This is a genomic window from Cellulomonas algicola (genome assembly GCF_003851725.1).
GTDB lineage: Bacteria > Actinomycetota > Actinomycetes > Actinomycetales > Cellulomonadaceae > Cellulomonas > Cellulomonas algicola.
This window is the reverse complement of sequence record NZ_BHYL01000012.1, coordinates 1-19725: the sequence shown is the minus strand read 5'-3', so window position 1 is coordinate 19725 and position 19725 is coordinate 1. Positions and strand designations below refer to the sequence as shown.

Here is a 19725-nt window from a genome sequence, read left to right as displayed (position 1 = left end):
GCACCGCGCCGCGACGCGCTGACCCGAGCACCGCGCACGCCGGCCGCGAGGACCGCGCCCGGCGTGCTGCGGCGCGCCGTCGGACGCCCGCGGCGGCTGTCCGGGCGCACAGCCCGCGCGGTTACCATCGAGCGCGCCGGCGGGCGGTCGTCCGCACGGCAGGAGCGTGACCCGAGCCGAGCGGAAGGACCTGCGTGACACATCCGGACTGGGGCGACGCCTGGTCCACGCAGGTCGTGCCGGAGCAGGAGACGCCCGCCGAGCCGCGGTGGCGTCGACGGCTCGTGCTGGACCGGCGCGCCGTGCTCGGTGCCGTCGGCGCGCTCGTGCTCCTCGGGCTGGTCGCCGTCGGGTGGCTCGTCGCCGACGTCCTCGCGGCCCGCGCCGCGCTCCTCGACGCGCGCGGCGAGGTCGTGACGCTGCAGGAGCAGGCCACCGGCGGCGACGTCGAGGCTGCCCGCGCGACCGTCACCCGGCTCCAGGAGGACGCCGCGACCGCGCACGCCCGCACGCGCGGACCCGTGTGGTCCCTCGCCGGTGCGCTGCCGTGGGTGGGTGACCAGACGGGCGCCGTGCAGGTCGTCGCCGACGTCGTCGACAACCTCGCGCAGCACGGCCTGCCGCCGCTCGTCGACGCCGTCGCGCTCGTCGACCCCGCGGCCCTCGCGCCCGTCGACGGTCAGGTGGACCTCGACCCGCTGCGCCGGGCCGCGCCGCAGGTCGTCGGGGCCGACACCGCCGTGCAGGCCGCCGTGCAGCAGCTCGACGCGATCGACACCTCGCGCCTCGTCGGCCAGCTCGCCGGGCCCGTCGACGAGCTGCGCGCCCAGGTCGACGACGTCGCCGCGACCACCGCCACCGCGGCGCGAGCCGCGACTCTGCTGCCCGCGATGCTCGGGTCCGCCGAGCCGCGCACCTACCTCGTGCTCGTGCAGAACAACGCCGAGCCCCGGGCGACCGGCGGCATCCCCGGCACGGTCCTCGTGCTGCGCGCGCAGGACGGCCGCATCGACGTGGTCGACCAGCGCAGCGGCGGCGAGCTGTCCGGCCTCGCCGAGCCGGCGCTGCCGTTGAGCGACACCGAGCAGGCGCTGTTCAGCCCGCTCGTCGGCACCGACATGCGCGACGTCACGTTCACGCCGGACTTCCCCCGGTCGGCTGCGCTCGCGCGGGCGATCTGGCAGCAGGAGGTCGGCGGGGAGGTCGACGGCGTGCTGTCGGTCGACCCCGGTGCGCTCGCGCTCGTCCTCGGGGCGACCGGTCCCGTCGGGCTGTCCGACGGCACCACGCTGTCGCGCGACAACGCCGTCACGGAGCTGCTCAACGGCGTCTACCTGCGGCTCGAGGAGCCCGCCGACCAGGACGCCTACTTCGCGTCGACCGCGGCCACCGTCTTCGGCGCCGTCGCGGGGGGCCAGGGCGACGCGGGGGCGGTCGTCGACGCGCTCGCGCAGGCCGCGCGCGAGGGCCGGCTCATGCTGTGGTCCGCGCACGCCGAGGAGCAGGAGCTGCTCGCGCCGACCGTCCTCGCGGGTGCGCTGCGCGGGCGCGACGGCCAGGACTCGCCCGTCGTCGGCGTCTACCTCAACGACGGCACGCAGGCGAAGATGGGCTACTACCTGGACCTCGACGTCACGGGTGAGGTCGCGCAGTGCCGACCCGACGGGTCCCAGGTCGTCGACCTCACCGTGACGCTCACGTCGACCGCGCCGGACGACGCCGCGACGCTCCCCGAGTACGTCGTCGGGCCTGACCGCGTCGTCCCGCCCGGTGAGGTGGCGACCAACGTCCTCGTGTATGCGCCGTCCGGGGGATTCGTCGAGACGGTGCGGGTGAATTCCGAGGAATCAGGGGTGCTCGCGCAGGTGCACGACCAGCTCGGGGTGGTCGCGCGGACATTCACGCTCGCACCCGGACAATCTGGGACGCTCGATCTCGAGATCGTCACCGGAAAGTCCTCCACCGGCGACGTCGTGGTGCGTTCCACGCCGTTGGCCAGCGGCTCGGGGCCGACGATCCTTGCTTCCGGTTGCTCCAGCGAATCGGTACGGTGACGCCGACCCATTTCCAGGGTCACAGGCGGGGAAACGCCCGAAAAGGTCATTCCGTGCCGTTGTCGTCCGTCCCATCCTGGGGGAGCACCATGAAGACCCGTCGCGCGCTCGTCACCGCTGCCGCCGCCGCAGCCCTCGTCCTCGCGCCGTCCGCCGCCTTCGGCTACGGCGCCGAGAACTACCAGGACAAGGGCACGGTCTCCGACTCGACGCCCGCCGCCGGCGAGGCCTTCAAGGTCACCGTCAAGGGCCCGGCGAAGACCAACGTCACGCTGACCGTCACGACACCCGAGTCGGTCCCGGCCGACTCCGTGAAGATCGCCGGCACCAAGTCGTTCAGCAAGCTGACCGACGCCGCCGGCAACGCCGTCTTCTCCGTCACGCTCGCGCAGCCCGGCACGTTCTCGCTCGTCGTCACCGACGCCGCCTCCGGCGCCGTCCTGTCGACGCAGGCCGTCACCGTCGCCGGTGCCGCCGCCGGGACGCCCGCGGCCCTCAGCTCGACCGGCTCGAACGCGCTGCCGATCGCCGCGGGTGCGGGCGCGCTGCTCGCCGTCGGCGCCGGTGCGATCGTCCTCGCCCGTCGTCGCTCCGAGGTCCGCGCCTGACGCGCACTGCTCCTGCACGACGAAGGCCCCCGCCGGATCCCGGCGGGGGCCTTCGCGTCGTGCGAGCCGCTACGACGACGGCTCGCTCCGCCGAGTCGGTCGCGCCGGGTTGCCCGCCCAGATCTCGCCCGGGGGGACGGAGCGGAGGACGACGGCGTTCGCGCCGACGACCGCGCCGCGGCCGATGGTCGTCGTCGAGCCTGAGCGGAAGAGCACCACGGCCCCCGCACCGATGACGACGTCGTCCTCGACGACCACCCGGCCGCCGTCCGCTCGGGCGCCCGTCAGGTGCGTGTCCGACCGCCCGATGGTGACGCCCTGGTAGATCTTCACGTTCGCGCCGATGACGGTGTCCTCGTGCACGACCAGTCCGACGGCGCCGTGCGGCAGAGCCAGACCCGGACCGACGCGGACGCTCGCCGGGAAGTCCACGCCCAGCACGTGGAGCGCGGCGTTGGCGACGCGTCCGATGCCCGGCCTCAGCCGGAGGCGGACCAGCATCTCGACGGCTTCCACGCGCTCGATCCTAGGGAGACGCCGGTCGCGCCGCGACGGTCGGCGCACTCAGGCGCGCGGACCGCCGCGCTGGTGCTGCGGCTGCGGCTGGGTCGGCGCGGCGCCGCGCAGGCGGGACTCGCTGAGCGCGTCGCCCGGCCAGATCGACCCGGTGTTCGTCGACACCGGGACCGCGCCCGTGGTCGTCGCGGGCGTCGGGGTCGTCGCCGGGGCCGACGGGCCGGAGCGCGCCTTGCGGCGGCGCCCGTTGCGCGCGCGCCCGTCGACCGCGGGCGTCGGCGAGTAGTCGTAGTACGTGTACTGCTCGCCGGCCTTGCGGCGCTGGCGGTTGAGCACGATGCCGAGCACGCGGGCGCCGACCGTCTCGAGCGACGACAGCGACTCGGCCAGCTGGTTGCGGTGCAGCTTGTCCGAGCCCGCGACGAGCAGCGCGCCGCCGGTGAGCTTCGCCAGGATCGCGGCGTCCGTCACCGGCAGCAGCGGCGCGGTGTCGAGCAGCACGACGTCGTAGCGCGACGTCAGCGTGGCGAGCAGCTGCGCCATCGCCTGCGACCCGAGCAGCTCGCTCGGGTTCGGCGGGACCTGGCCCGCGGGCAGGACGTGCAGGTTGCCGTTGCCCCACGGCTGGATGACGTCCGTGACGTCCGCACGGCCGATGAGCGCCGTCGTGAGGCCCACGCCGCCCTCGAGGCCCATGTAGCGGGCCACCGCCGGGCGGCGCAGGTCCGCGTCGACCAGGACCACGCGGGTGCCCGCGTCCGCGAGCGTGATCGCCACGTTGATCGACGTCGTCGACTTGCCCTCGCCGGGCAGCGACGACGTGATGACGATCGACCGCGGCCGGTCCGCCACGTCGAGGAACTGCAGGTTCGTGCGGACCCGGCGGAAGGCCTCGGCCCGGTGGCTGTGCGGGCTCGACTGCACGATCAGGGGGTGCTTCGGCGCGTCCTCGTCGTAGGGGATCGTGCCGATGACCGACGTCTCCGTGACGCGCGCGATGTCGTCCTCGGTGCGCACGCGCGTGTCCAGGACCTCGCGCAGCACCGCGATGCCGACGCCGAGCGCCAGGCCGACGAGCAGGCCGAGCGCCAGGTTGAGCTTGAGGTTCGGCGACGACGGGTCCGTCGGTGCCGTCGCCTCGCGCACGACCGAGACCTTGACCGCCGACGGGCCGCCGTCGGCGGGCGTCTCGAGCTCGCCGATGACGTCCTTGAACTGGCCGGCGATCGCGTCCGCCGTCGCCGCCGCCACCGCCGGGTTCTCGTCCGTCACCGTCACGTTGATGAGGGAGGTGTTGAGCGGCGAGTCCGCCTGCACCCGGCCCGCGAGGGACTCCGCGCGCACGTCGAGGCCCATGTCGTCGATGACCGGGCCCAGCACGCTCGGGCTGTTCACGAGCTGCGCGTACGACGTCACCTGCTGCCGCGTGAAGTTCGCCCCCTGGAGGAGGTCCGACGTGGACGCGCCGCCCTGCACGGAGACGTAGAGCTGCGTCGTCGCCTGGTAGACCGGCGTCATCGCCAGCGACGCCCCGACCGCGCCCAGCGCGCACAGGGCCGTGATCGCGACGATCGAGACCCACCGCTTGCGCAGGACGCGCAGATAGTCCTGGAGCTCCAACGAAATGCCTCCCCTTTGGTGCGCGGGGCGGACCCGCGGCGCGCAATTCTCTCACGGACATGCATTCGCCGACCGCACACCGGGTCCCAGCCCACCCCCTGCCGTCGGCCGCGTGGTCCGCGCCTGCGCGCGGGTGGAATCCCCGGGAAAATGCCGCCGTCGTGCCCTCGGATGTCCGGCTCGTCATTCTTCGTCCGGATCCGGAACGCCGTGCCACAGGTAGCATGCTGCGGTTAGTGAAGTCCACCGCAGACGGGGGGAACGGTGGTCGAGATGCGCGCCGTCGGACCCGACCGGGCCGACGACCGTCCGGGTGTCGTCGAGGTCGACGCGCCCGCGGGCGCGACCACCCCCTGGTGGCCCTGGTACGTCGCCCGCCTCACGATCACGGACGCGTTCGCGGTCGTCTTCGCCGTCGGCGTCGCGTACGTCGTCCGGTTCGACATCGGCGGCACCACGCTCGTCTCCGGCGAGTACTCGCCGTCCTACCTCACCGTCTCCGGCGTCCTCACCGCCGCCTGGCTCGCCGCGCTCGCCGTGGTGCGGTCCCGCGACCGTCGCATCATCGGCACCGGCCCCGTCGAGTACGCCCGCGTGTTCGGTGCCACCTGGCGCCTGTTCGCCGTCGTCGCGATCGTCGCCTACCTGCTGAAGATGGACATCGGCCGCGGCTACCTGGCGATCGCCGCACCGCTCGGGCTCGTCCTCATCCTCGTCGGCCGCTACGGGTGGCGGCAGTGGCTGCACCGCCGCCGCGACGCGGGCCGCATGCAGTCGGGCGTCGTGGTCATCGGCCACCGCGAGAAGGTCGCGCGGCTCATCGAGGAGCTCCACCGCAGCCCGCGTGCCGGGTACACCGTCCTCGGCGTGTGCGTCCCGTCCGGTGAGGTCGCCTCCGACGAGACCGTCGCCGGCGTCCCGGTCCTCGGCTCGTTGGGCGACGCCGCCCGCGTGGCCGTCGCCACGCACGCGTCCGCCGTCGCCGTGACCGGCTCCGACGCGATCACCTCGGAAGCGGTGCGGCAGCTCGGCTGGGACCTCGAGGGGTCGCACGTCGACCTCGCGCTCACCCTGTCCCTGGTCGACGTCGCCGGGCCTCGGGTGATCATGCAGCCGGTGTCCGGTCTTCCGTTGATGTACGTCGACGAGCCGCGGTTCACCGGTGCCAAGTACATCGCCAAGACCGTCGTCGACTGGGTCGGCGCCGCCGCGCTGGTCGTCGTGCTCTCGCCGCTGCTCCTCGTCCTGGCCGTCCTCGTCGCCACCACGAGCCGCGGCCCCGTGCTGTACGCGCAGGAACGCATCGGCAAGGACGGCCGGCGGTTCCGCATGTACAAGTTCCGCTCGATGGTCGCCGACGCGCACGAGCGTCTGTCCGACGTCCTCGCCGCCGAGGGCGTCACCGGCATCGCCTTGTTCTACAAGCCGAAGAACGACCCGCGCGTCACCCGCGTCGGTCGCGTCCTGCGCCGCTTCTCCCTCGACGAGCTGCCCCAGCTGTTCAACGTCCTGCGTGGCGACATGAGCCTCGTCGGCCCGCGCCCGCAGATCGCCGAGGAGGTCGCCCAGTACGACCGCACGGCGCACCGCCGGCTCCTCGTGAAGCCCGGGCTCACCGGCCTGTGGCAGGTGTCCGGGCGCTCCGACCTCAGCCCCGAGGCCGGGCTGCGCGCCGACGTCTCCTACGTCGAGAACTGGACGCTCTTCACCGACCTGCTGATCCTCGCCCGCACCGTCAAGGTCGTCGTCGCGCGGAGCGGGGCGTACTGATGGGCGGGGTGCTCGTCCACGAGTGGCTCGCGCGCACCGGCGGGTCCGAGAACGTCTTCGACGCGCTGGTCGAGGCGTTCCCCGCCGCCGACCTGCTGTGCCTCTGGAACGACGTCCCGGGCCGCTACCCCGGCCGACAGCTCGACGAGACGTGGCTCGCCCGCACGCCGCTGCGGCGCCGCAAGGCGCTCGCGCTCGCGGCGATGCCGGCCGCCTGGCGCGGCCGCCGAGGCGAGTACGACTGGGCGCTCGTGAGCTCGCACGCGTTCGCCCACCACGTGTCGTTCCGCGGCCAGCCGCAGGACTTCGCGAAGCTCGTCTACGTCCACAGTCCCGCCCGCTACCTGTGGGAGCCGGACCTCGACGCCCGGGGCGCCGGGGCCGCCGCCCGGGTGGCCGGCACCCCGCTGCGCGCGCTCGACCGTGCCCGCGCCAGGGAGATCACCGCCGTCGCCGCGAACAGCCGGTTCGTCGCCGAGCGTGTGCGCCGGGCGTGGGAGACGGACGCGACCGTGGTGCACCCGCCGGTCGACGTCGCGCGGATCCGCTCCGTGCCCGTGTGGGCCGACCGCGTCACGGGTGCCGAGCGGCAGGTCCTGGACGGCCTGCCCGACGGGTTCGTGCTGGGCGCCTCGCGGCTCGTCCCCTACAAGCGGCTCGACCTGGTCGTGCGGGCCGGCGAGGCGTCCGGACGACCCGTGGTGATCGCGGGGAGCGGGCCCGAGCGTGCCCGGCTCGGCGCGCTCGCGGCGACCGCGCGCGTCCCCGTCACGTTCGTCGACGCGCCGTCCGACGAGCTCCTGTTCGCGCTCTACCAGGCGTGCGCCGTCTACGTGTTCCCGGCCGTCGAGGACTTCGGGATCATGCCCGTCGAGGCGATGGCGGCGGGTGCGGCGGTCGTCGGCGGCCACGTCGGCGGGGTCACGGAGACGGTCGTGGACGGTGTGACCGGCCGGACCGTCGACCTCGACGACGCCGTCGCGCTCGCGCAGGCGGTCGAGCAGGCGACGACGATGCGCGGGGACGCACCGGCGGCCCGCGCCGAGGCGTTCGACCGCGCGCGCTTCCTCGACGCCGTGCGTGCGTTCGCGTCGACGGCGGGAGCCGTGGCGTGACGCTCGGGATCCCACCGGTCGTCGTGCTCTCCACGGCCGACTTCGACAGCGCGGTCTGGACCAACAAGCAGCACCTCGCCGTCGGCCTCGCGCGCCACGCGGACGTGACCTACGTCGAGTCGTTCGGGCTGCGCGCGCCGACCGTCAGCGGTGCCGACCTCCGTCGCGTCGCGCGGCGAGCCGCGGGGCGCCGGGGCGGCGGGCAGAGGACGGCGCCGTCCCGGCCCGACCGGCTGCGCGTCGTCAGCCCCCGCGTCGTGCCGTTCCACGGGGCGGCTGCGGCACGCCGACTGAACGCGCAGCTGGTGAGGCGGCTCGACCTGCCGGGGCTCGACGAGGGCGTGCTGTGGACGTTCTCGCCGATGACGTACGGGCTCGAGCGTCGTGCGCGGCACGTGGTCTACCACTCGGTGGACCTCCTGCACACCCAGCCGCGCGTCCCCGCTGCCGCGCTGCTCGACGCGGAGCGCCACCTCCTGCGCGTGGCCGACCGGGTCGTCGCGAGCAGCACGGGCGTCGCGGCACACCTCCGGGCGCAGGGGCGCGACGACGTGCTGCTGTGGGAGAACGTCGCCGACGTCGAGCTGTTCGCCGGTGCCGCCGTGCCGCGGCGGCCCCGAGCCGTCTTCGCCGGGAACCTCACGCCGACGAAGGTGGACGTCGGCCTGCTCCTCGACGTCGTCGACCGCGGGCTCGAGCTCGTGCTCGCCGGGCCGCACGAGATCGACGGTGCGGGCCGCGACGGCCGGGTCGGGGTACTGCTGTCCCACCCCCGTGTCACCACGGTCGGCAACCTGCCACCGGACCGGCTCGCCGAGGTCGTGGCCGGCTGCACGGTCGGTCTCGTGCCCTACGCGCTGAACGACTACACCGCCGGCGTCTTCCCCCTGAAGGTGTACGAGTACCTCGCCGCCGGCCTGGCCGTCGTGTCGACGCCCCTCGCGAGCCTCCGGGAGACGACGGCGCCGGGGCTGAGTCTCGTCGAGGCGTCCCGCTTCGGGGCCGCTGCGGTCGCCGCGAGCGGCGTCCCGGACCCCGTCGTGCTCGCCGACCGGCGGGCGGCAGCGGCAAGCCACTCGTGGACCGCACGCGTCGCGGACGCCGTCGCGCTCGTCGACGGGTTCGGCGCGTGAGCGCGCGCCGCGCGGACGGTCGCGGCGGTCGCGTGCTCTTCGTGTGCCGCAGCACGTCCGGCCACCCCGGGAGCGGCGGGATGGAGCGCGTCCTCGACGAGCTCCTGCGCGCCGCACGCGAGGCGGGGCACGACGTCGCGCTGCTCACCACGCCCGGCGGCGGCACGTCGGAGGCGGCCGTCGTGTGGACCGCCGGTCGGACGGGTGGGCGGTACTCGTGGCGGTGGTGGTGGGAGTCGTCCCGCAGCGGTCCCTGGACGCGGTGGCAGCCGGACGCCGTCGTGAGCGTGGGCGACGCAGGCGGTGCTCTCGTGCTGCGTCGCCGCCGGCCGCCGGTGGCGGTCCAGGTCCACGGCACGACCGGGACCGAGCTCGCGAGCAGCCTGCGCGCGCGCACCCGCCGCGAGCTGCTCAAGGTGCCGCTGCACGTCCTCCGGTTCCCGAGCCGTCGGCTGTTCGTCCGGCGCGCAGACGCCGTGTGGCCCGTGTCCGACGCGTTGCGCGACGCGCTGCTGCGCGCTCCCTACCGGCTCGACCCGCGACGCGTGACCACGCTGCACAACGGCGTCGACCCCCGGGCGCTCGACGCGGCCCCGGACGACGTCGCCGCGGTCGCCGAGCAGGTCGGTGCTCGCGACGGCGGACGGACGGGCCTCTACGTCGGACGTCTCCACGAGCAGAAGGGCGTCGACCTCGCGATCGGCGCGCTCGGCGTGCTGCCGAGCGACCACCGCCTCGTCGTCGCGGGCGACGGCCCCGACGCCGACCGGCTCCGCGCGCTCGCCCGCGCGCGAGGGCTGGACGGCCGTGTCACGTTCGTCGGTGCCGTCCCGCGCGGCACCGTGGCCGCGCTGCTCCGGGTCGCCGACGTCCTGCTCGTCCCGAGCCTCCGCACCGAGGGTGCACCGGTCGTCCTCCTCGAGGCCGCCGCCGTCGGTGTCCCGGTGGTCGCCACACGTCATGCGCAGGTGCCCGCCGAGCTCGCCGCGGGGGCCACCGTCGTCGCGGCCAGCGTCGACGCCCTCGCCGCCGGGTGGCGCGCAGCGACCACGCGTGGCCGGGCCCCGTACCTGCCGGCGGCGCTCACGCGCGACCACGTCGGCGCTGCGTACGCCCGGGCGCTCGACGGTCTCGTCCACGCCGGAGGTGCGCGATGAGCCTGCGCGTCGCGCCCCTGCGTGCCCCCGTGCGCCCTGCCGGCACCCGTCCGACGGCGACGGCGACGCTGGTCACCGTCGCCGCCTGCCTCGTCGCGCTCGTCGTGGGCGCTGTCGCCGTGAGGTCGCCGCTGCTCGGCGGGATACTCGCCGCGCTCGCCCTCACGGTCGCCTTCCCGTGGCCCGTGCTCGTGGCGTCGCTGGGGTGGGTGCTGCTGGTCCGGCCCGGTGCGGAGCTCGTGAACGTCGAGCTCGGCGGCCTCGTCCTGACCGACGTGGACGCCGCGGTGCTGCTCACGGTCGTCGCGGCCCTCGTGGTCGCCGTCTGGCCGGACGGGCGCCCCCGCACGCTCACCGGGACGGTGGACGTCGCGCCCACGGTGCTCACGTCGGCGGACTGGCTGTGGGTGCTCGCCTGGCCCGTGTGGCTCGTCGCCCGAGCGGTGCTGCCCGAGGTCGGCACCGCGGCCGTCGGCTCCGCCGCGCTCGTCGACCTGCGCCTCCTCGAGGCGTTCCTCCTGCTCGTGCCCCTCGCCGTCGTCGTGCGACGCCGCGGCGCCCTCGTGGTCGTCCGCGGGCTGGTCGCGCTCGCCGCGCTCGCGTCCGTCATCGCCGCCGCCGGCGCCGTCGCGCTGCGGTCGGGGCTGGTCGGCCCGGGCGAGCTCCCCGTGGTGAACCTCTCGGGCGCTGCGGCGCGCGACGTGCGTCCGGGTGCGGAGATCGTCGTCGTGATGGCCGCCGTCGTCCTGCTGCTCTCGCGCCGCGTCGCGGGCCGCGCCCGCCCCGCGCTGGTCGCGCTCCTCGGTCTCGAGCTCTTCGTGTCGCAGACCCTGAGCATGATCCTCGCCGTCGCGGCAGGTGTCGGCGCGACGCTCCTCGCCGGCTGGAACAAGGCGAGCCTCGGCGTGCGGCTCGGCGCCGCCGTGCTGCTGCTCGTCGCGCTCGCCCTGGTCAGCGGCGTGCTCGACCCGGGCGGTCGGTACGACCTCGCCCAGCGGAGCGAGCAGGTGTCGGGCCAGTACCGGCTCTCCGAGATCCAGACGATGACGGCGGCCATCACCGAGACGCCCCTCACGACGCTCGTCGGGCCGGGTGTCGGCACGGAGCTCGCGTTCGCCGGCGAGTTCGTCAACTCGGTCAAGCGGGACTCGCACGACGTGTACCTGACGATCGCGCTCAAGACGGGACTCGTCGGCGTCGTCCTGTTCGTCGTCCCGCTCCTGCGTGCAGCGCTGAGGGCGTTCCGCCGTGGGGGGGAGGTCGGCCGTGCGCTCGCGGGGGCGTGCGTCGCCGTCCTCGTCGTCAGCCTGACCGTGCCGTGGTGGTGGACGGTCAACGGGATGGGTGCCGTGCTCGCCCTGTACGTGGCGACCGCGGCGTACGGCAACCGACCGCGGACGACCTCGTGAGCGTGCTCGTCGAGGTCGCACGGCGGCTGACGGCACGCGCGGACGCGCGGCTCGTCGTCGCCAACCTCGTCGGCGTCGGCCTGGGTCTCGTCTCGGCTGCGTTGCAGGCGCGGGCACTGGGACCGACCGGTCGCGGCGAGATCGCGGTGGCGATCGCCCCGGCGACCGTCATCGCGATCCTCATGGGCTTCGGACTGCCGGACTACTTCGGCCGCCGGTCCGCGCAGGGGGCCGACCGGCGGGTGCTCGCGTCGGTCTCCGGAGTTCTCGCCCTCGTGAGCGGTCTCGTCTGCGCGCTGCCCTACCTGTTCTTCGTGGGGTTCCAGACCGACCCCGGCACCGTGTCCCGGGTGCTGCTGATCGTGTACGCCGCGGTCTCGCCGGTGGTCGTCTACGGGTCGTGCACGAGCGCGGTGGCCGCGGGGCACGGGGCCTGGCGCGGTGTGGTCCTCGCGCGGTTCCTGCCGCAGCTGGTCACGGTCGCAGGCCTCGTCGTGCTCATCGCGGTCGGCCCGTCCCCGCTGTCGGTCGGTCTGCTGCTCATCGCGACGACGCTGCTCGGGAGCCTGCTTCCGGGGGTCCTCGGCGGGGCCCTCCCGACGGGGCGGGCCACGATCGCCGAGGCGGTCGCCGCGGTCCGGTTCGGTCTGCGCGGCTGGCCCGCGGGCAGCGTCGCGCTCCTCAACCAGCGGATCGACCTGCTGCTCCTGTCGGTGCTGGCCACGTCCTACGACCTCGGGCTCTACGCCGTCGCGACGACGCTCGCCGCGACGCTCAACGGCGTCTCGGTGTCGATCGCGATCCCGCTGCGGAACCGGATCGTCCGGGGAGAGCGCGACATCGTGCCGGGGGCGTCGACCGCGGTGCTCGGGCTGCTCCTGGTCGCGGGTGGGGTGGTCGCAGCGGCGCTGCCGCTGCTGATCCCGCTCGTGCTCGGTGCCGACTTCCTGCCGGCGCAGGGGGCGATGACGGTCCTGCTGCTCGCGCAGGCGCCGCTCGGCGCCGTGATCGTCCTGACGCAGAGCCTCATCGCGGTGGGACGACCAGGGGCTCCGCTCGTCGGTGAGGCGCTCGCCCTCGTCGTGACCGTGGTGCTGGTCCTCGTGGCGTACCCGGCGTACGGGATCGTGGCGGCGGCCCTCGCGAACCTCGCGGGCAACCTGGTGAGCTGGAGCGTGCTCGTCCATCTCGCGCGGCGGCACGTCACCCGGGCGCCGGTCCTGTCGTTCGTCGTGCCGTCGCGCTGGTCGATCGCCGCCTTGAGGGAGAGCTGACGTGGCCGACGTCGACGTGGTGGTCGTGACCCACGACTCCGCTCCGCACCTGCCGAGCCTCGCCGCGTCCCTGCGGCGCTGCGGCGCTCTGGTGGCGAGCGTGACGGTGGTCGACAACCTCTCGTCGGACGGGAGCGCCGACGTGGCGCGGTCGCTGGCCCTTCCCGGCAGGGTCGCGGTCGTCGACGCCGGCGTGAACCTCGGCTTCGGGCGCGCCGTGAACCTGGCGGCGCGCCACCCCGAGGACCGCGCCGCGTACCTGCTGGTGCTGAACCCCGACGCCGCCGTCCCGCCGGACGGGCTCCACCGGCTCGTCTCGACCCTGGAGGGCCGCCCCGACCTCGCGTGCGTCGGGGCGGACCTGCGCAGGCCCGACGGGTCACCGGTGAGCAGCGCCCGCAGCTTCCCCGGGCTGTGGGACGTCGCGCGCGGGCGGGCGCACGACGTCGACCACGCGGGTGGCCTCGTCGACGCCGACTGGCTGTGCGGCGCGCTCATGCTGTGGCGCCGCTCGGCCTTCGAGGCGCTCGGAGGGTTCGACGAGCGCTACTTCCTCTACTACGAGGACGTCGACCTCTGCCGTCGAGCGCGCGCCGCCGGGTGGGGCGTCGCGATCGACGGCGGAGTCGTGGCCGAGCACGACCAGGGGCACGGTCGACCGACGGCCGCCGTCCTCCGGCAGGCGAACCGCCGGAGCCGACGGCGGTACGCCCGGCGCTGGATGGGTGTGCCTGGTGCGGGCGCAGCGCTGCTGGCCGACGTCCGGGAGCGCCTGGCCGGTGTGGTGCGGGGCGATGCTCGGTGAGCGGTCTGCGCGTGCTGGTCGACGGTCGTCTGCTCGCCCCCGGGCACTCGGGCGTGCGGGACGTCGCCGTGGGCCTCGTCGACGCGCTGCGCGCCACCGCCGGCCCGGGGCAGGAGCTGCTCGTGGCGGGTCGCGGACCGGCTTACGACGTCGACGTCGCCGGTCCTGGCTTCATGCACCTCCAGCTGCCGCGTGCGGCGCTCGCGACGCGCAGCGACGTCGTGCTCGTGCCGCGGCAGGCGCGGCCGCTGCTCAGTCCGGTGCCCGTCGTCCCGGTGTTCCACGACGTGGGCTTCCTGCGGGCGCGGGCGATGTACCGGTCGTCGTGGCCGGTGCGGGCCGCGGACAGGTCGGCGCGGTGGTCGCGGCGCGGGCTGGCGGTCTCCGAGTTCACGGTCGACGAGGTCGCGGCCGCCGGGTCGAGGGTCGCGCTGCGCGCCCTGCCCCTCGGTGCGCTCCACCCCGTCCGCTGGCAGCCGCACGAGGACGACCCGTACGTGCTCTGCGTCGCGGTGCAGGAACCGCACAAGAACCTGGAACGCCTGGTTCGTGCCTGGGGCGAGGCTCGCCCCGCCGGCGTGCGTCTCGTGCTGTGCGGCCGCGCGGGGGAGGCGACGGAGGGGATCCGGCGGGCGCTGGCCGGCCTCGGACCGGAGGTCGCCGTGGAGTGCGTCGCGGGACTCGCCGACGACGAGTACGCGCGCTTGCTGGAGGGGTGCACGGCGTACGTGCAGCCGTCGTTCTACGAGGGCCTGTGCATCCCGGCGCTCGACCTCGCGGCAGCGGGGGCACCGACCGTCGTCGGGCGGGCCGGCAACCTGGGCCGCGTCTTCGCGGGCGCACCGGAGCACGCGACGGTCGACCCGTCGTCGACCGGCGACCTCGCGGGGGCGTTGCGGGCGGTCGTCGGGGACGCCGGGGTCCGGCGTGCCCTGAGCGACTGGAACCGGGCGCACGTGACCCTGACGGACTGGGACGAGGTCGGCCGCGCCGCGTGGTCCGTGCTCGCGGCCGCTGCGGGCGGCCGTCGAGGGAGGACTCGTGCGGCCCGCTGAGGTGGTCACCGTGGTGACCGTGGCCCACGAGTCCGCGGCGGTCCTGCCCGCGTTCCTCGCGCGGCTCGCTCCCTCGCTCCCCGTGGTCGTCGTCGACTCGGGCTCGGCCGACTGGGAGGAGTCCGCGCGCGTGGCCGGGACGGCCGGTGCCCGGTTCCTCGCCGTCGTGCAGAACGTCGGTTACGGCACGGCGTCGAACCGTGGCGCGGCCGGGTGCGCGACGCCCTGGGTCGCGTTCGTCAACCCGGACGTGGACGTGGACGCGAACGCACTGGTCGCGCTCTGCGAGACGGCCGGACGGCACGGCTTCGCCTGCGTCGCGCCGCGGCTCGCGGCCTCGCGGTCGGGCGGCCGTCCCGGGCGCGTCTCCGCACCCGTCGCCGCCGCGACGCTGCCGGGCGCGTGCCTCGTCGTCCGGACGGACGTGTTCCGCTCGGTCGGCGGGTTCGACGAGCGCTTCTTCATGTTCGCCGAGGAGGACGACCTCACCGGACGGATCCGCGCGACGGGTGGACGGACGGGGCGCGTCGACGACCTCGTCGCCGTGACCGCGGGGGGCGGGAGCTCGGCCGGCGTGGGCCGCCGGTGGGCCGTCGCCGAGCGTGAGGTCGGGCGGTGCCAGCTCGTGCTCAAGCGGCACGGGTGGGCCGGGTTCGTGCTGGCGGCGACGCGTTCCGCGGTCCGCGTCGTGCGCGACCCGGAGATGGTGCCGCGGCGCGAGAGCGCCCGCCAGGTCGGCAACGGGCTCCGTCGGGTGGTGCGTCTGCGCGGCGCTGCGACGGTCCGGGAAGATGTCGTCCTGCGCTGAGCTCCGCCGTACGGGATGTCCCGACCTGCCTGTTTCACCCGTTATGGCCGGTGTTCCACCCGTCTGGCGGCGGCAGCGCGCCGACGGCGACGCTAGCGTGGCGTGACACACCGTCGTCTTCCAGGGGGACCCCTATGCGCATCTCCGTCATCGGCTGCGGCTACCTCGGTGCCGTCCACGCTGCCTGCATGGCCAAGCTCGGTCACGAGGTCATCGGCATCGACGTCGACCCGCGGAAGGTCGCGGCGCTCGAGGCGGGCGAGGCGCCGTTCTTCGAGCCGGGCCTGCCGGAGCTGCTGAAGGAGACGAAGGCCACCGGGCGGCTGAGCTTCAGCACCGACATGGCGGACGCGGCGGGTGCGCAGGTGCACTTCCTGTGCGTGGGCACGCCGCAGGTGCACGGCGAGTTCCGGGCGGACCTGTCGTACGTGGAGTCAGCGTTCGAGGCGCTGAAGCCGTACCTGTCGGGCGGCGACGTCGTGGCGGGCAAGTCGACGGTCCCCGTCGGCACGGCGGAGAACCTGGCGGACCGCCTGACGGGCACGGGTGCGACGCTCGTGTGGAACCCGGAGTTCCTGCGCGAGGGCTTCGCGGTCAAGGACACGCTGCACCCGGACCGCCTGGTCTACGGCCTGCCGACGGACGACGAGGGCGTGCCGACCGCGGAGGGCGACGCGGCGAAGGCGCTGCTCGACGAGGTGTACGCGACGCCGCTCGCGGACCGCACGCCGCTGGTGGTGACGGACTACGCGACGGCGCAGCTGGTGAAGGTCGCGGCGAACTCGTTCCTGGCGACGAAGATCTCGTTCATCAACGCGATGGCGGAGCTGTGCGAGGCGACGGGTGCGGACGTGACGCGCCTGGCGGACGCGATCGGGTACGACGCGCGCATCGGCCGACGGTTCCTCAACGCGGGCCTGGGCTTCGGCGGCGGCTGCCTGCCGAAGGACATCCGGGCGTTCATGGCGCGCGCGGGGGAGCTGGGGGTGAGCGACGCGCTGACGTTCCTGCGCGAGGTCGACTCGATCAACATGCGGCGCCGGGTGCGCGTCGTGGACCTGGCGCGCGAGGTGTGCCACGGCTCGATCGTGGGTCGCCGGGTCGCGGTGCTCGGGGCGTCGTTCAAGCCGGACAGCGACGACGTGCGTGACTCGCCGGCCCTGTCGGTCGCGGCGCAGATGCAGCTGCAGGGCGCGCACGTGACGCTGACGGACCCGCAGGCGATCGGCAACGCGCAGGCGAAGTGGCCCGAGATGAAGTTCGCGGCGACGGCGCTCGAGGCGGCGGTCGACGCGGACGTGGTGCTGCTGGCGACGGAGTGGCAGGAGTACCGGGACCTGGACCCGGACGCGCTGGCCACGGTCGTCGCGCACAAGCGCATCCTGGACGGCCGCAACGTGCTCGACCCGGCGCGCTGGCGTGCGGCGGGGTGGACGTACCGGGCGCTCGGCCGCCCCTGACGGTCCGGCGGCCCAGGGGGCCGTTACGGTGACCCGGTGACGGGTGGTCCGACGACGGGTGGGGCGACGGGTCGGTCCGACGACCGGCCCGCGCCCGCGTCGTCGTCGGCGCGGTGGGGCTGGGTGCTCGTCTTCGTCGGCCTGCTGCTGGCGGTCGTGACGGTGGTGTCGTGGTTCGCGACACGCCCCGACGACGACGTCGCGGAGGAGCCGACGACGTCGACGGCCCCGGTCGTGCCTCCGGTCTCGGCCGATCCTCGCGCCCCCTGGGCGGCCGATGAGGAGCCGGGGTCGTACGCGCAGCGGCTCCTGGCGGGCACGAACGTGGCCCGGGTCGACGAGGGCCTGCCGGCGCTCGTGTGGTCGGAGTGTGCCGCCGAGCAGGGCCTCGCGCGGGCGACCGCACTGGTGGGTGCCGACGAGCTGACGCATGCCCCGATGGACGACGTCATGGCGGCGTGCGCGGTGTCGGTCGCCGCCGAGAACCTGAGCCGTGGCGCCGCGCCCGCGCAGGACGTGGTCGACGCGTGGCTGACGTCGCCCGGGCACCGCGCGAACCTGCTGGACCCGGACCTCGTGTCGGTGGGCATCGCCTGCGCGCGTGAGGCCGACGGGTCCCTCACCTGCTCGCAGGTCTTCCTCGGCTGACCGCGACGGCGTCCCGCCGCCCGTGCGGAGCTGCAGGCCCTGCGTCACCGACGCGCCCACTCGGTCGCGGTGCGGACGTCTGCCCGGCTCGTCCGGAGACGTCCCCGTTCGTCCTCCGCGAACGTGCCCGACGCCACCACTCATTACGCAAGGTAATGAGTTAGAGTAATCATCATGCCCACCGCCCCCGCTCTCGCCGGAGAGCTCCGCATCGCCGTCGGTCGGGCGTCGCGGCGCATCCGTGCCGAGCGCGGCGCCCAGGGCCTGACGGACCCCCAGTTCACGGTGCTCGCCTGGCTGGCCAAGGACGGCCCGATGACGCCGGGCCAGCTCGCCGAGGCGGAGCGCATCCAGCCGCCGAGCATGACCCGCACGGTCAACGGCCTCGTCGAGCTCGGGCTCGTGCAGAAGGCCGAGCACCCGACGGACGGCCGCCAGGTCGTCGTCACCCTCACGGAGGCCGGCAAGGCCGAGGTCGTCGAGACGCGACGTCGCCGCGACGCCTGGCTGACCGAACGCCTCAAGGGCATGACCAAGGAGGAGCGTCAGCTCCTCGCCGACGCCGCCGAGCTCCTGCGGAGGATCGCCGCCTCATGAGTCCCACGTTCTCCTCGCTCCAGCACCGCAACTACCGGTTGTGGTTCGCGGGGGCCCTGGTGGCGAACGTGGGCACCTGGATGCAGCGCGTCGCCCAGGACTGGCTGGTCCTGACCCAGCTGTCCGACGAGTCCGGCGTCGCGGTCGGCATCACCACGGCCCTGCAGTTCGCGCCCGTGCTGTTCCTGTCCGCGTGGGCGGGGCTGCTGGCGGACCGGGTCGACCGCCGCAAGCTCCTCATCGCGACGCAGGTCGGCCAGGGTGTCCTCGCGGCCGGGCTCGGCGCGCTCGTGCTGTCCGGGCACGCCGAGCTGTGGCACGTCTACGTCTTCGCGGGTCTGCTGGGGGTCGTCGCCGCGATCGACGGGCCGGTGCGCCAGACGTTCGTCGCCGAGCTCGTCCCGACCAGCCAGCTCTCCAACGCCGTCGGCCTCAACAGCGCGTCCTTCAACGCCGCACGCCTGATCGGGCCCGGCGTGGCCGGTCTGCTCATCGCGTTCGTCGGCACCGGCTGGGTGTTCGTGATCAACGCGGTGACGTTCGCCGCGACGATCTTCTCGCTGACGCGCATGCGCCAGAGCGAGCTGCGCCCCATGCCGACGGTGCCGCGGGCCAAGGGTCAGATCCGCGAGGGCATCCGCTACGTGCGGGGCCGCAGCGACATCCTCGTGATCATGGTCGTCGTCTGCGTGATCTCGACGTTCGGCCTCAACTTCCAGATGACGTCCGCGATGATGGCGCGCACCGAGTTCGGCCGCGGCGCGGGGGAGTACGGCATCCTCGGCTCGGTCCTCGCGATCGGCTCGCTCACCGGCGCGCTGCTCGCGGCGCGACGCGAACGTCCGCGCGTGCGGCTCGTCATCGGCGCCGCGTTCGCGTTCGGGATCGCGACGGGCGTCATGGCGCTCATGCCGACGTACCTGACGTACGCGATCTCGGCGATCCCCGTCGGCCTCGCGTCGCTCACGATGATGACCGCCGCCAACGCGACCATCCAGCTCAGCACCGACCCCGCCGTCCGCGGCCGCGTCATGGCGCTCTACATGATGGTGTTCCTCGGCGCGACGCCCGTCGGGTCGCCCATCGTCGGCTGGATCGGGGAGACGTTCGGCCCGCGCTGGTCGGTCGGCATCGGCTCGATCACCGCGCTGCTCGTCGCGACCGGGGCGGCCCTGTGGGCGCGTCGCGCGTGGCACGTGCAGGTGCGCTACCGCCTCCGCGCCCGCCCGCACCTCCAGGTCCTTCACCCGGTCCCGGACGAGGAGACGCCCGCGCGCCGGTCCGCGACCGCGCTGCGGCTGGGCGCCGACGACGCGACGAACTCGCGGTCGGTCGCCTGACCTCGGACGGCCGCGCGTCGTCGGCAGCCGGGTGACGCGGCCCACCCGGTCGACGGGCGCGCACCGGTCAGCCGGGTGAATACCGCCGGAGCCCGTGTCGGGCGGTTCGTCCGGCATGTCACGATCGCCCGGTGAGCACGCACGTCGGCGCCCCTGGCCCTGGTCCGGAGGGGACCGCGGCCGGGGGGACCGACGCCACCACCCCGCACGCCGACACCACCGCCCCGCAGGCCGACACCACCGCCCCGCACGCCGACGCCACCACCCCGGGCGCCACCGCGTCGCGCACCGACGCCGTCCCGCCGCCCGGCCCGCCCGCACCCGAGGGTGCGTCGACGCTGCCCCCCGGCCCGGAC

17 protein-coding genes and 1 pseudogene are annotated in these 19725 nt (G+C 74.7%); 16 read left to right on the top strand and 2 right to left on the bottom strand.

The genetic code is table 11. The features are described from left to right. Positions 1 to 194 precede the first annotated feature (194 nt). Entirely contained in the window at positions 195 to 2054 is a 1860-nt protein-coding gene (locus CTKZ_RS00755) for a DUF4012 domain-containing protein (protein WP_124341135.1), read from the top strand. Between the two features lie 89 nt (positions 2055 to 2143). Continuing rightward, positions 2144 to 2662 carry a peptidase gene (locus tag CTKZ_RS00750; protein WP_124341134.1) on the top strand — a complete coding sequence of 173 codons (519 nt, stop codon included), beginning with the start codon at positions 2144 to 2146 and terminating at the stop codon, positions 2660 to 2662. A 69-nt stretch (positions 2663 to 2731) separates the two neighbouring features. On the opposite strand, the gene CTKZ_RS00745 is transcribed toward CTKZ_RS00750, so the two are convergent. Then, positions 2732 to 3178 carry a serine O-acetyltransferase gene (locus CTKZ_RS00745; RefSeq protein ID WP_124341133.1) on the bottom strand — a complete coding sequence of 149 codons (447 nt, stop codon included), beginning with the start codon at positions 3176 to 3178 and terminating at the stop codon, positions 2732 to 2734. A 48-nt stretch (positions 3179 to 3226) separates the two neighbouring features. Beyond that, positions 3227 to 4798, bottom strand: coding sequence for a tyrosine-protein kinase domain-containing protein (locus tag CTKZ_RS00740; protein ID WP_124341132.1), 1572 nt, complete (start codon positions 4796 to 4798; stop codon positions 3227 to 3229). Between the two features lie 273 nt (positions 4799 to 5071). Here CTKZ_RS00740 and CTKZ_RS00735 point away from each other — a divergent pair, with 273 nt between their 5' ends. The 14 genes and pseudogenes from CTKZ_RS00735 to CTKZ_RS00670 all read left to right on the top strand — a co-directional run. After that, positions 5072 to 6568: a sugar transferase gene (locus CTKZ_RS00735; RefSeq protein WP_124341131.1), complete on the top strand. Its 1497-nt coding sequence runs from the start codon at positions 5072 to 5074 to the stop codon at positions 6566 to 6568. After that, entirely contained in the window at positions 6568 to 7683 is a 1116-nt protein-coding gene (locus CTKZ_RS00730; protein ID WP_124341130.1) for a glycosyltransferase, read from the top strand. The genes CTKZ_RS00735 and CTKZ_RS00730 overlap by 1 nt, the downstream gene beginning before the upstream one ends. Then, on the top strand, positions 7680 to 8816 hold the full coding sequence (locus CTKZ_RS00725; RefSeq protein ID WP_124341129.1) for a glycosyltransferase: 1137 nt from the start codon (positions 7680 to 7682) through the stop codon (positions 8814 to 8816). Before CTKZ_RS00730 ends, CTKZ_RS00725 begins: the two co-directional genes overlap by 4 nt. Beyond that, positions 8813 to 9973: a glycosyltransferase gene (locus tag CTKZ_RS00720; protein WP_124341128.1), complete on the top strand. Its 1161-nt coding sequence runs from the start codon at positions 8813 to 8815 to the stop codon at positions 9971 to 9973. Before CTKZ_RS00725 ends, CTKZ_RS00720 begins: the two co-directional genes overlap by 4 nt. Continuing rightward, positions 9970 to 11382, top strand: a complete 1413-nt coding sequence (locus CTKZ_RS00715) for an O-antigen ligase family protein (RefSeq protein ID WP_124341127.1) — start codon at positions 9970 to 9972, stop codon at positions 11380 to 11382. The genes CTKZ_RS00720 and CTKZ_RS00715 overlap by 4 nt, the downstream gene beginning before the upstream one ends. After that, entirely contained in the window at positions 11379 to 12656 is a 1278-nt protein-coding gene (locus tag CTKZ_RS00710; protein ID WP_160142789.1) for an oligosaccharide flippase family protein, read from the top strand. The genes CTKZ_RS00715 and CTKZ_RS00710 overlap by 4 nt, the downstream gene beginning before the upstream one ends. A gap of 1 nt (position 12657) precedes the next feature. Then, on the top strand, positions 12658 to 13461 hold the full coding sequence (locus CTKZ_RS00705) for a glycosyltransferase family 2 protein (RefSeq protein WP_124341125.1): 804 nt from the start codon (positions 12658 to 12660) through the stop codon (positions 13459 to 13461). Beyond that, complete coding sequence (locus CTKZ_RS00700; protein ID WP_124341124.1) at positions 13458 to 14516, top strand: glycosyltransferase; 1059 nt, start codon at positions 13458 to 13460, stop codon at positions 14514 to 14516. The genes CTKZ_RS00705 and CTKZ_RS00700 overlap by 4 nt, the downstream gene beginning before the upstream one ends. 10 nt (positions 14517 to 14526) lie before the next feature. After that, a complete protein-coding gene (locus CTKZ_RS00695) occupies positions 14527 to 15324 on the top strand; it encodes a glycosyltransferase (RefSeq protein ID WP_160142788.1) in 798 nt (265 codons plus the stop codon). A gap of 134 nt (positions 15325 to 15458) precedes the next feature. After that, on the top strand, positions 15459 to 16784 hold the full coding sequence (locus CTKZ_RS00690; RefSeq protein ID WP_124341122.1) for a UDP-glucose dehydrogenase family protein: 1326 nt from the start codon (positions 15459 to 15461) through the stop codon (positions 16782 to 16784). A 36-nt stretch (positions 16785 to 16820) separates the two neighbouring features. Then, the gene (locus CTKZ_RS00685) at positions 16821 to 17432 is read left to right on the top strand and encodes a CAP domain-containing protein (RefSeq protein WP_124341121.1); all 612 of its coding nucleotides are present in this window, start codon (positions 16821 to 16823) and stop codon (positions 17430 to 17432) included. Between the two features lie 174 nt (positions 17433 to 17606). Continuing rightward, on the top strand, positions 17607 to 18029 hold the full coding sequence (locus CTKZ_RS00680) for a MarR family winged helix-turn-helix transcriptional regulator (protein WP_124341120.1): 423 nt from the start codon (positions 17607 to 17609) through the stop codon (positions 18027 to 18029). Then, positions 18026 to 19369 carry an MFS transporter gene (locus CTKZ_RS00675; protein ID WP_124341119.1) on the top strand — a complete coding sequence of 448 codons (1344 nt, stop codon included), beginning with the start codon at positions 18026 to 18028 and terminating at the stop codon, positions 19367 to 19369. The genes CTKZ_RS00680 and CTKZ_RS00675 overlap by 4 nt, the downstream gene beginning before the upstream one ends. Positions 19370 to 19500: 131 nt before the next feature. Then, a pseudogene (locus tag CTKZ_RS00670) lies at positions 19501 to 19725 on the top strand (hypothetical protein); the annotation flags it as partial.

Bases quoted from the DNA above. Each gene is read 5' to 3' on its own strand.
- CTKZ_RS00715 (WP_124341127.1), top strand. From the start codon at position 9,970: ATGAGCCTGCGCGTCGCGCCCCTGCGTGCCCCCGTGCGCCCTGCCGGC.
- CTKZ_RS00680 (WP_124341120.1), top strand. From the start codon at position 17,607: ATGCCCACCGCCCCCGCTCTCGCCGGAGAGCTCCGCATCGCCGTCGGT.
- CTKZ_RS00750 (WP_124341134.1), top strand. From the start codon at position 2,144: ATGAAGACCCGTCGCGCGCTCGTCACCGCTGCCGCCGCCGCAGCCCTC.
- CTKZ_RS00730 (WP_124341130.1), top strand. From the start codon at position 6,568: ATGGGCGGGGTGCTCGTCCACGAGTGGCTCGCGCGCACCGGCGGGTCC.
- CTKZ_RS00735 (WP_124341131.1), top strand. From the start codon at position 5,072: ATGCGCGCCGTCGGACCCGACCGGGCCGACGACCGTCCGGGTGTCGTC.
- CTKZ_RS00675 (WP_124341119.1), top strand. From the start codon at position 18,026: ATGAGTCCCACGTTCTCCTCGCTCCAGCACCGCAACTACCGGTTGTGG.
- CTKZ_RS00690 (WP_124341122.1), top strand. From the start codon at position 15,459: ATGCGCATCTCCGTCATCGGCTGCGGCTACCTCGGTGCCGTCCACGCT.